The organism is Pseudomonas sp. AC355, from assembly GCF_979258205.1.
This window is the reverse complement of the sequence record NZ_OZ409843.1, coordinates 4,520,101-4,531,418: the sequence shown is the minus strand read 5'-3', so window position 1 is coordinate 4,531,418 and position 11,318 is coordinate 4,520,101. Positions and strand designations below refer to the sequence as shown.

Below are 11,318 nucleotides of genomic sequence, written 5' to 3'. Positions count from 1 at the left end.
CATAATCCCCCCCAGCGAAGCGTCGATAGTAGGCTTTTCACTACGAGCCGCCATCACTGCGTTAAGCACAACTGCTACTATCTCCGCCTGTCATTCGATGCGACCAAATCGCCAGTATTGGGGTCGTATGCCGATAACGAAACAACAACGGATCGATGATGCAGGACAACCCGATTTGGACGCTTCCACCGCGCAAGCAGCGCAGCCGCCTGGCTGAAGACCTGGTGGCAAAAATTTCCCAGCATATGCGTGACGGTACGCTCAAGCGTGGCGAGAAACTGCCGGCCGAGCTGGATATCATGAGGGCCGAGGGGGTGAGCCGCACGGTGGTGCGTGATGCGCTGTCGCGCTTGCAGGTGGCGGGGCTGGTGGAGACGCGCCGGGGTGTCGGTACCTTCGTTTGCGATATGCCGGCAGCGCCAGAGCTGCAGCTTGGGCCAGCAACTATCAGTACTGCCCAGGATGTATTGGAACTGCTGGAGTTGCGCATGAGCCTGGAGGTGGCCGCGGTAGGTTTGGCTGCGCAACGACGCACGCCTGAGTCACTCCTGGAGATCCGTATCGCACTGGATGCCCTGCAGCAGGGCGCTGTGCAATTGCCGGCTGGCCTGCCGATCAGCGCGGACTTTCAATTTCACATCAAGATCGCCAAGGCAGCGCAGAACTCTCACTTGCTCGACATCATGAAGCACCTCGGGGCCAAGCAGATCCCGCGCAACAAGTTCAACTCGGCCTACAAGGCTCACGAGGACGGCGAGGCGTACAAGGACAACCTGAGCATCGAGCACGAGATGATCTACGAGTCCATCGCCCGTGGCGATGTCGACTGCGCCCGTGCCGCCATGCAATTGCACCTGATCAACAGCCGTGAGCGCCTGCTCAAGGCTCAGCGTCGGGGCTGATACGCCGCGACTGCTGTACAAAACGGCGGCCGGCCTCTGAATCAAGGTTCCGCGCCCCACGGCGAATAAACCGGCAACCTCGATATCTGGGCGCAGCCACCATCGCCTCGCCCGCAAGCGGGCTCCTACACTGGCGGCTATACGCCCAGCTCATCACGGGCAAAACGCAAAACGGACGCCTCCGAACTCTTCACCTCGCGATGCCGAGCCCTCGGGCGTCCGTTATTCGCACCTAGGCGCGTTTTTCATTTACATGAAGTTGTACTGCACCCCGATCCGGAACCGCAGCTGGCGATCATCGTCTGTGGCACTGACCTTGATATCACCGATTTCGATGAAGGGCGCCCAGGACTTATCTAGCTTGTACTTCACAGCCAGGTTCTGCTCGTAGTCGCTCTTCTTGTTGTCGTAGCGGATGTAGTCGGTGTCGAAGTAGATGTACTGGTATTCGTAGGACAGCTTGCCGGCCGGGGTGTAGCCGAGCCAACCCTCGTAACGTTGCGTATTGCGGTTGTCGGAGCCGCGATCCGGCACGTCTTCATCGATCCGGTCGCGATTCAGCTTCAGCGCATCGAAGCGGTAGCGCGCAGCGACATAGAACTGATCACTGAGCTTGCGGGTGTACTTGAGGCCGAACTTGTAGGTCGTGCCGTTCTCGTTGCTGTCCAGCTGGATCGCCGGCTGCCAGGTCGACACCGCGCTGTATTTGTACTGGTAGCTGGTGGTCAGCTCGTGGCCGCTCGACACCGTGTTATCGAAGGCGACGTCCTTACGATCGCCGGCGGTGCGGTACTTGAGCTCGCCTTCGAAGCCCAGGCCGTTGTCCATGCGGTAGGACAGCTTGACCCGGTCGGAATGCATGCGGTCATCGTCGAGAAACTGGTGGCGATAGTTGATCGAGGCGCTATCAGCCAATGCACTGCCCGCAGCGGCAGTGGACAGCAGGCAAACGAGTAGACGCAGAGTGAGAGTATTTTTATTCATGATGATCTTCTTGTTGTTTTCTATGGGTTGAGTTTGTGTTGCCCGGTTTTCAGGCAAAGCGCCGCCCTGCAGCGCTTTGTCCGCATGTTCGAATTGCTGTGTTTGCCATCGCGCAGGCGAGCCCGTGCCGCGGGCCTGGAAGCCCGTTTCAGAAAATCAGCAGGGGAGCTCGCGCTATTGCGCGGTGCAGAGCCTCAGGTGTCGGTGGGCACCTGAGGCTTGCGGGTTACGTCATCAAGGCGGTGCAACGGCACCGATGTCACGGCTGGCATCGACCAGCAGTTGGGTATAGGCGTGCTCGGCACGGTTCTGCGCCAGCAGGCCGGTGTCGAGGGTTTCCACGATGCGCCCGTGCTGCATCACGGCAACCCGGTCACAGAGGTGGGCGACCACGCCCAGGTCGTGGGTCACCAGCAGGTAGGTCAGCCCCTCCTGCTCGCGCAGGTCGGAGAGCAGGTTGAGGATCTCCGCCTGCACCGACACGTCGAGGGCCGAGGTCGGTTCGTCGAGCAGCAGCACTCGCGGTTCGAGGATCAGCGCCCTGGCGATGGCAACCCGCTGACGCTGGCCACCGGACAACTGGTGGGGATAGCGGTAGCGGAAGCTGTCGTTGAGGCCGACCTTGTTGAGGATCGAGGTGACTCGATCCCCGCGATCACCGATGCCGTGCACGCTGAGCGGCTCGCTCAGAGCCGAGTCGATGGTGTGACGTGGGTGCAGCGAGCCGTAGGGATCCTGGAAGACCATCTGTACCTGGCGAAAATGTGCCAGATCCAGCTTGTGCCGCAGGCCCCGCCCGGCAACGCTCAGGTGCCCTTCCCAATGCCGGTACTGACCGGCCAGGCAGCGCAGCACCGTGGTCTTGCCTGAGCCGGACTCGCCGACCAGGCCGAACGATTCGCCCTCTTCGACGCGCAAGGCGACGTCGTAGAGCACCTGATTGCGCGCCGCACTGACGCCGAAACTGAGATTTAGTGAATCCACTTCGATCATGGCCATGGGTGCGTACTCAATGGGTCAGCCAGAGGGGATCGCGCTGCAGGTTGGGCAGGCGCGGACGAGGTTTGTCGATGTTCGGCAAAGCGGCCAGCAGGCCTTGGGTATAGGGATGCTTGGCGTTATCCAGGTCAGCGGCGTCGAGCGCCTCGACGACGCGGCCGGCGTACATCACCAGCACCCGGTCGCAGAAGCTGCGCACCATGTTGAGGTCGTGACTGATCAGGATCAGGCCCAGATCACGCTGCCCGACCAGTTCATCGAGCACGCTGAGCACCTGGCGGCGAACCGAAACGTCCAGCGCCGAGGTGGGCTCGTCGGCGACGATGATTTCCGGGTCGGTGATCACCATCATGGCGATCATGATGCGCTGCGCCATGCCGCCGGATACTTCGTGCGGATAGAGGCCGTAGACCCGCTTGGGATCACGGATATGCACCTTGTCGAGCATGTCCAGCACCCGCTCGCGAGCGTCGGCACGGCTGGCGCGGTGATGCGCCAGGTAGGCTTCGGCGATCTGTTCGCCGACGCGCACCACCGGGTTCAACGAGTACTTGGGGTCTTGCATGATCATCGAGATGCGCTTGCCGCGAATCGCCTGAATCTGTTTTTCGCTGGCGCCGAGCAGGTCGACCTCGCCAAGCGTCATGGTCTTCGCGGTGATACGCGCGCTGGCCGGATGCAGGCGCAGCAGGCTACGCCCCACGGTGGACTTCCCAGAGCCGGACTCACCAACGATGGCCAGCTTTTCGCGGCCCAGGCTGAAGGACACATTGCGCACCGCGTCGACCTCCTTGCGGCCGCTGGTGAAGCGTACGCAGAGGTCGTTTACTTCCAGTTTGATAGCGGACATGGGGCCTCCTTATTCGCTGCGCGGATCGAGAACGTCGCGCAGACCGTCCCCCAACAGATTGAACGCCAGGCTGACCAGCATGATGGTCGCCCCCGGAACGGCTACCAGCCACCAGCACTCGAGCATGTAGCGGCGACCGGTGGAAATCATCGCGCCCCACTCCGGCAGCGGTGCCTGGGCACCGAGGCCGAGGAAGCCCAGCGCGGCGGCGGTGAGAATGATGCTGGCCATGTTCATGGTCAGGCGGATGATCACCGACGACATGCACATCGGCATGATGTGACGAAAGATGATGCGCGACGACGAGGCGCCCTGCAGTTGCACCGCGACCACGAAATCGGCGTTGCGCAGCGACAGGGTTTCCGCCCGGGCCAGACGCGCGATGGGCGGCCAGGAAGTCAGCGCGATGGCGATGACCGCATGCTCCAGGCCTGGGCCCAGTGCAGCGATGAAGGCCAGCGCCAGTACCAGGCTGGGGAACGAGATGAAGATGTCGGTGATGCGCATGAACAACGCATCCACGAAGCCACCGAAGTAACCGGAAATGGTGCCAACCAGCAAGCCGATGGGGCCGACGATGATGGTCACCAGACCGATGATGTACAGGGTGATACGCGAGCCGTAGACCAGCCGGCTGAACACGTCGCGGCCGTACTCGTCGGTGCCGAACCAGTGCGCGGCGCTCGGCGCCTTCAGGGCATTGCTGAGGTTCTGCACGATCGGGTCGTGGGTGGCGATCCACGGCGCGAAGGCGGCCACCAGGATCAACAGCATGACCACGCTGGAACCCATCAGCGTCATGGGGTTGCGCAGCAGGTGCTGCATCACCCGCACGCTGCTGTGGCAGAACGCCTGGAACGCCGAGACTGGCGTCTGCTCGCCCGTGCGTTTGATGGATGAAGATGAAGAGATGTTGGCAATCATCGTATGCCTCCGGAACTCGGTTCGGGTTGATGCCGGGCGCGCTGCCGCGCCCGATCACTCAACGCTGCTTGTACACACCCAGGTAACGCGTCGCCTCGGCGTCGGCACCCTGGAATCCTTTGACGTCAGCCGCGCTGACCACCGGATCGGTCATCTGCGAAATCATCATGATCGGCCCCACCAGCTCGTCGTAACGCTGCTGCACGCGGTGGTACATGCTCAGCTTGGCGGCTTCGTCGCGCTCCACGCCGAGCTTGTCGATCAGGCTGTTGAGTTCGTCGTCCTGAAACGCCGCGCGCCAGCCCTGGAAGTTGGCGATACCGGCGTCATCGCGGTTGTCCGGGTTGTAAACGAAGGTGCGCAGGCTGAAGTACGGGTGCGGATAACGCTCGGCGCCGCGTGCCACGATGATCTCGAAGTTGCGCGCACGCATGGCGCCGTACACCTGATTACCGGTACCAGTGACGATGCTCGCCTGGATGCCGGCCTGGGCCAGGGTCGACTGCAGGTTCGAGGCGATGTTGACGAACGGCGGCTCGGCCAGGGTGCGGATGGTGGTCTTGAACCCCTGCGGGTGACCGGCCTCGGCGAGCAGCGCCTTGGCGGCGTCGACGTCGAGCGTGTAGCCAGGATCCGGCAGGCGCGCCGTCAGCCCCAGTTGCATGGGCTGCTGGTTGAGCTTGCCGTAATAAGGCATGACCACCTTGTCCAGGCCCTGATAGTCGATCAGCGAACGCACGGCCTTGCGCACACGGATGTCGTCGAACGGCGCCTGCTTCATGCTCATGGCGACGTAGTACATGGTGCCGCGCTGCAGGGTCTGGATCTGCATGTTGCCCTTGGCGGCCAGCGCCTGGACGTCGGAGGCGGCCATGCCGTAGCCCATGTCCAGGTCACCGCGTTCGAGCATCAGGCGCAGCGATTGCGATTCGGTGATATGGCGGATCAGTACGCGCTTGAGCTTAGTGGCGCCACCCCAGTAATCGGCGAATGCGGTCATCACCAGGGTGTCGTTGGCACGCCAGGAGCTGAGGGTGAACGGGCCGCTGCCCGCTTCGTTGGTGACCAGCCAGGCAGCGCCCAGATCGCCGTCCTTTTCATGTTCGAGCACGGTCTTGCGATCCAGCACCACGGCGCTTGGCGAAGTGGCCAGGGTGTCGATCACCAGCAGCGGGTCGGTCGGCTGCGGCAGTTCGATGACCAGCGTCGAATCGTTCTCGGCGCGGATCAGTTGCCCAATGTTGTCCAGGGTGTAGCCGTAGGCCTTCCAGGTGGTGGCCAGGCCAAAGTTGAGTTTCAGCACCCGATACAGCGACCAGGCGACGTCTTCGGCGGTCAGCGCATTGCCGGAATGGAAGCGCACGTCATCACGCAGGTGAAAGGTCAGCCGGCGACCGTCTTCGCTGACGTCCCAGCGCTCGGCCAATTGCGGGATGTGCGCATCGGGGCTGCCGTCCTTGCGCAACACCAGGGTGTCGTACAGGTTGGCGTTGATGCCCGAGGCATCGAGCCCAGGCGCGTTGGCCGGGTCGATGGAGAACAGATTGGCCATGCTCATGCCGACGATCAGTTGATCGTCCGGGGTCTTGGCCTGGGCGGTCAGCAGCGGAGCGGTACACAGCAGCGCACCGAGCACGCCGCAGAGCAGCGTGGAGCGAAACGATTTCATGCGGATGTCCCTATTGTAATTATTGAAGGGCTGCAATCGATTGGATTGGGGTCTGTAGACGTTTCATCACGAGCCGCGTTGCCGCGAGAAATCTCGCCAGGCTAGGCGGAGGACGCCGGTAATGGTTGCTCCCTTGCCAAGTCCTCCAACAACGCGTGGCGAGATTTCTCGCGCAACCCGCAGGGCCGGGCCTGTTTTTGCGCGACGTGGCGTTACTCGATGGCTCATTTGGCCCACCAAACTTCGCATCTCGTGCCTTGCGTCGCGGAAAAACAGGCTCCGGCGCGGCCGTGAGTGAAACATCTACAGACCCCAGTCATCGGGTGCGCGGGTCGAACACCTTGTACAGCGCATCGCTGAGCAGATTGAGACCGACGAAGATGAAGCCGATCACCAACACGCAACCCATCACCGCGTTCATGTCTCCGAGCAGCAGGCTGCTGGTCAGGTACTGGCCGAAGCCGGGCCAGGCGAACACCGTCTCGATCAGCACCGCACCTTCGAGCAACGAGCCATAGGCCAGCGCCACCACGGTGAGCAGTTGCACGAGGATGTTGCGGAAGGCATGGCCCCAGATCACATTGCGCCGCGACAGGCCCTTGACCCGAGCGGTGAGGATGTATTCCTGGGAAAGCTGCTCGAGCATGAAGCTGCGGGTCATGCGGCTGATGTAGGCCACCGAGTTGAGGCCCAGGATCAGCGCCGGCAGGAGGATGTGCTTGAGGGCACTGGAGAAGGCCTCCCAGTCGCCAGCGATGGCACTGTCGATCAGCAGCATGCCGGTCACCGAGGGCACCATGCCGTCGTAGGCCAGGTCGATGCGCCCGGCACCACCCGCCCAGCCGAGCCAGGCATAGAACACCAGCAGGCCCATCATGCCGAGCCAGAAGATCGGCGTGGAGTAACCGAACAGGGTCACCACACGTGCCAGATGGTCACCGATACGGCCCTGGTTGGCCGCCGCGAAAACGCCCAGCGGCAGGCCAAGCACCACACCGAAGATGATCGCCAGCGTGGCCAGTTCGATGGTCGCCGGGAACACCCGGGCGATGTCCTCGATGACCGGGTGACCGGTGAGCAGCGCATTACCGAAATTGCCCTGGGCCAGATCGCGCAGGTAGTAGCCGAACTGCACCAGCAGCGGGCGGTCGAGGCCCATGGCCTGATAGACCTGGTCGTAGGTGGAACTGTCGGCATCCGGGCCGACCACCGCCAGCACCGGATCGAGTGGCATCACGCGGCCGATGAAGAAGGTCATCGCCAGCAAGCCCAGCAGGGTCATCAGCACCGCACCGAAACGGCGTGAAGTACCGCCCATCCGCGTGCCGAAGAAAGACGCAGTTGAAGCAAACATAACAGGCTCCCGATTGATCGCAGCTCGTTCGTTTAAGCAGGGGCGGCGCTACGCCGCCCGGCGGCTCAACGATCCTTGTGCACATCCTTGTAGCGCGTGGTCGCCGCGCTGTGACCGATGTAGCCGACGACGTCGTGGTAGATCACCACCGTGTCGGTCATCTGCGAGATCGGCATGATGGCGCCGACCTGCTCGTCGTAGAGGTTTTGAAACTGGTGGTACAGATCCATCTGGGTCTGCTTGTCCGGCTCTACCTCGGCCTTTTCGATCAGCGCATTGAGCTCGGAGCTGTAGAACGAGGTACGCCAGCCCTGGAAGTTGCTCAGCTTGGCTTCGTCACGGTTGTCCGGGTTGTAAACCAGGGTGCGCAGGCTGGAATGCGGGTGACGTTCAGCGCCACCACCGCCACGACCGACGATGATGTCGAAGGTGCGCTCACGCATCGAGCCGTACACCTGAGTGCCGGTGCCGGTGACGATGCGCGCCTTGATGCCGGCCTGAGCCAGGGTCGATTGCACGCTGGAGGCGATGTTGATGAACGGTGGTTCCGCAAGTACACGGATAGTGGTCTGGAAACCGTCCGGGTAACCGGCTTCGGCCAGCAGCTTCTTGGCCTCCTCGACGTTCAGGCGATAGCCAGGATCATCCAGACGCGCGGGCAGGCCGAGCGGCATCGGGCGCTGGTTGATGGTGCCGTAATGCGGCATCACCACATCGTTGATGCCCTGGTAGTCGATCAGCGAGCGAACCGCCTTGCGTACGCGGGCGTCGGCGAACATCGGCTGCTTGGTGCTCAGCGCCACGTAGTAGAGAGTGCCGCGCTGCACGGTCTGGGTCTTGACCTTGTCCGAGCTGCTCAGGGCCGTGATGTCCGGCGCCGACATGCCACGGGCGATATCCAGATCACCCCGCTCGACCATCAGGCGCAGCGACTGCGACTCGGTCATGTTGCGCATCACCACGCGCTTGAGCTTGGCCGGGCCGCCCCAGTAATCCTCGAAGCGAGTCATCAGGATCACGTCGTTGGCGCGCCAGGCGTTGAGCACGAATGGCCCGCTGCCTGCTGCGTTGGTGGTCAGCCAGGCGCCGCCCATATCGCCATTCTTGTCGTGCTTGAGCACCTCTTTCTTGTCGAGGATGAACGCACTGGGCGAGGTGGCCAGGGTATTGAGCACCAGCATCGGATCGGTCGGGCGAGCCAGCTCGACCACCACGGTGTGGTCATCGGGGGCGCGGATCTGCTGCTCGACGTTATCGGCAGTGAAACCGTAGGCCTTCCAGGTCGACGCCAGCGCCAGATTGAGCTTGAGCACGCGCTGCAGCGACCAGATCACGTCCTGGGCAGTCAGTTCGTTGCCGGAGTGGAACTTGACGCCGCTGCGCAGATGGAAGGTCAGCGTCTTGTGGTCATCGCTGATTTCCCAACGCTCGGCCAGTGCCGGCACCAGGTTGTCCGGCGCGGCGGCGTCCTGTACCAGCAGCATGTCGTACAGGTTGGCGTTGACTTCGGACACGTCCAGGCCAGTAGCGGCAGCCGGATCGAGGGAGAGCAGATTGATCATGCTCATGCCGACGATGAGCTGATCGGCAGGTGTCTTGGCCTGCACCGTGGTCACGGAGCCCAGGGCCAGGGTAGCGGCCAGCAGGCCCGCTACCAGATGCGGAATTGGTTTGATCATGAGATAGCCTTCTTATAGTTATTCGACTCTCAGAAACAGCGCAGCCGCGTGCGGCTGCGCGCCGGTGCATCAGTACCGGTTGACGGTGTTCGTCTCGATGTAGGCGAAGTTGATGTCCTCGCCCAGACCCGGACGATCCGGCAGGTGCACGTAGCCGTCGCTGTCCATCGGGTCGACGATGCTATTCAGGTAGGCAGGCACATCGTCATAGTTGAGGAACGGGTGCAGCAGGCCGCGCTCGTACCAGTCACAGTTCTTGATCGCACCGACCACCGCCAGGTTGGCGGCGCCGTTGCCGTGAATCTCGCAGTGCATGCCATAGGATTCGGCCAGGTGCGCGACCTTCAGGCACGGCGCGATACCGCCGACCCCGGCCACGCCGGCGCGCAGGATGTCACAGGCGCCCTGCCCGACCCAACTGGCACGGCTCATGTACTTGCCACCGAGGGATTCCGGGCCAAGCACCGGGATATCGAGGTTGGCCGCCAGCCAGGCATAGGACTCGGCGGACTCTTCCATCATCGGCTCTTCGAACCAGGCGAAGTTGAGCTTCTCCAGCTCGCGGCCGATGTACAGCGCGTCGGTGCGGCTGTACCAGTGATAGCCATCGAGCATCAGAGCGATATCCGGGCCAACCGCCTCACGCACAGCGGCACAGGCACGCACGTCCATCTTCGGATCCGGCGCGAAGGAGATCGGCGGCATCCAGGTGTGCAGCTTGATCGCCTTGTAGCCACGGGCGACCAGTTGCTCGGCGAAGCGGCCGTACTCCTCGGGAGTCGACAAACCGCCCGGCAGGTCGTCGCCGCACATGGTCGACCCGTAGGCCAGCACCTTGTCGCGGTAGCCGCCAATCAGCTTGTGCACCGGCTGCTTGAACTTGCGCCCTGCCCAATCCCACAACGCCTGCTCGACGAGCGCCAGCGCGCGGTCGGTCAACTGACTGGCGCTGCCACGCTGCCAGTGGGCGAGGTCTTGCCAGATCTTCTCGCGATCCATGACGTTCTGCCCGATCAGCACCTTGCGCACGAAGCTGTCGATGATGTGCGGACGAATCAGTTCGGGAGCGCCGAAGGCATAACCTTCGGTGCCGTCTTCAGTGGCGATGCGCAGCAACGCCATTTTTGCCAGGGATTCTTCGCCCGGATGAGCATGGCCGGCAGCGTCGACGCTGCGGCGGGTGGGATAGGTGAAAACCTCGACATTGACCTGAGTGATCTTCATTGAGCGCGCCTTGGATCTTGTGATTATTTGAGTGGCCCGATGTATGTTGTCATACAGCGAATGAGGCGATAATTGCGCCAATCCAAAACGCTGTCAAGAACCTGTAAAGAAGAAAATCACCGCTCACAATCATGCGAAATGGCCATCATGGAAACAGAGCCCCATTGATATAAAAAATATAAAATACAATAAATTCAATAATTTAATTATCTATAACCCTGAATAAAAAGCGGCTACTGGCAAGTAAACTGCAACGCCTGCCTGCCAACATTTTTTTGTAAAAGCGGGCTTTCCATCGAGAAAGCAGGGTTAAGGAAGTCCGCCGAAAAAGGACAACCTAGACAGGTTGTCGTACAGCAAGGACTCACATGCTGGGAATCGCAGGCACAAAAAAACCGCGCAGAGCGCGGTTTCTGGTGCAGCCTGGAATCAGCGTTTGGCGATGATGTACACCGCATGAATGATGCCCGGGAAGTAGCCGCACAGTGTCAGCAGGATGTTCAGCCAGAAGGCACCGCCGAAGCCGACCTGCAGGAAAACGCCGAGAGGCGGAAGAAGAATGGCGATCAGAATGCGGATCAGATCCATGGTGTACGTCCTATTGAAGTGGGCCCGGCTGGGCGATACCCCACAATCGACTGGCTTCACCGGCATCCGGTTCAAGGAAAATCACATTGCCATCAATTCCACACAAAATTGGCAACGCCTCCTTGAGCAGGCACCACGTAGTAAC

Annotated in this window: 10 protein-coding genes; 1 reads left to right on the top strand and 9 read right to left on the bottom strand. The window is 61.8% G+C overall.

Annotated elements, in window-relative coordinates; genetic code table 11:
* Positions 1–158 precede the first annotated feature (158 nt).
* A complete protein-coding gene (locus ACZ0AI_RS21105; RefSeq protein ID WP_225835494.1) occupies positions 159–902 on the top strand; it encodes a FadR/GntR family transcriptional regulator in 744 nt (247 codons plus the stop codon).
* 249 nt (positions 903–1,151) lie between these two features.
* Here ACZ0AI_RS21105 and ACZ0AI_RS21100 read toward each other — a convergent pair whose 3' ends face one another.
* The 9 genes from ACZ0AI_RS21100 to ACZ0AI_RS21060 all read right to left on the bottom strand — a co-directional run bounded on the left by ACZ0AI_RS21100 (position 1,152) and on the right by ACZ0AI_RS21060 (position 11,173).
* On the bottom strand, positions 1,152–1,886 hold the full coding sequence (locus ACZ0AI_RS21100) for an oligogalacturonate-specific porin KdgM family protein (protein ID WP_463563542.1): 735 nt from the start codon (positions 1,884–1,886) through the stop codon (positions 1,152–1,154).
* Between the two features lie 234 nt (positions 1,887–2,120).
* On the bottom strand, positions 2,121–2,885 hold the full coding sequence (locus ACZ0AI_RS21095; protein WP_042553331.1) for an ABC transporter ATP-binding protein: 765 nt from the start codon (positions 2,883–2,885) through the stop codon (positions 2,121–2,123).
* 10 nt (positions 2,886–2,895) lie between these two features.
* Positions 2,896–3,735 carry an ABC transporter ATP-binding protein gene (locus ACZ0AI_RS21090; RefSeq protein WP_463563541.1) on the bottom strand — a complete coding sequence of 280 codons (840 nt, stop codon included), beginning with the start codon at positions 3,733–3,735 and terminating at the stop codon, positions 2,896–2,898.
* A gap of 9 nt (positions 3,736–3,744) precedes the next feature.
* Positions 3,745–4,659 (bottom strand): ABC transporter permease, encoded by a 915-nt coding sequence (locus ACZ0AI_RS21085; RefSeq protein WP_225835499.1) that lies wholly within the window; start codon positions 4,657–4,659, stop codon positions 3,745–3,747.
* 58 nt (positions 4,660–4,717) lie between these two features.
* Positions 4,718–6,328, bottom strand: a complete 1,611-nt coding sequence (locus tag ACZ0AI_RS21080) for an ABC transporter substrate-binding protein (RefSeq protein WP_463563540.1) — start codon at positions 6,326–6,328, stop codon at positions 4,718–4,720.
* A gap of 316 nt (positions 6,329–6,644) precedes the next feature.
* Positions 6,645–7,682: an ABC transporter permease gene (locus ACZ0AI_RS21075; RefSeq protein WP_463563539.1), complete on the bottom strand. Its 1,038-nt coding sequence runs from the start codon at positions 7,680–7,682 to the stop codon at positions 6,645–6,647.
* A gap of 65 nt (positions 7,683–7,747) precedes the next feature.
* A complete protein-coding gene (locus ACZ0AI_RS21070) occupies positions 7,748–9,361 on the bottom strand; it encodes an ABC transporter substrate-binding protein (RefSeq protein WP_463563538.1) in 1,614 nt (537 codons plus the stop codon).
* A gap of 69 nt (positions 9,362–9,430) precedes the next feature.
* Complete coding sequence (locus tag ACZ0AI_RS21065; protein WP_463563537.1) at positions 9,431–10,585, bottom strand: mandelate racemase family protein; 1,155 nt, start codon at positions 10,583–10,585, stop codon at positions 9,431–9,433.
* A gap of 429 nt (positions 10,586–11,014) precedes the next feature.
* Positions 11,015–11,173, bottom strand: a complete 159-nt coding sequence (locus ACZ0AI_RS21060) for a YqaE/Pmp3 family membrane protein (RefSeq protein ID WP_042553324.1) — start codon at positions 11,171–11,173, stop codon at positions 11,015–11,017.
* Positions 11,174–11,318 lie beyond the last annotated feature (145 nt).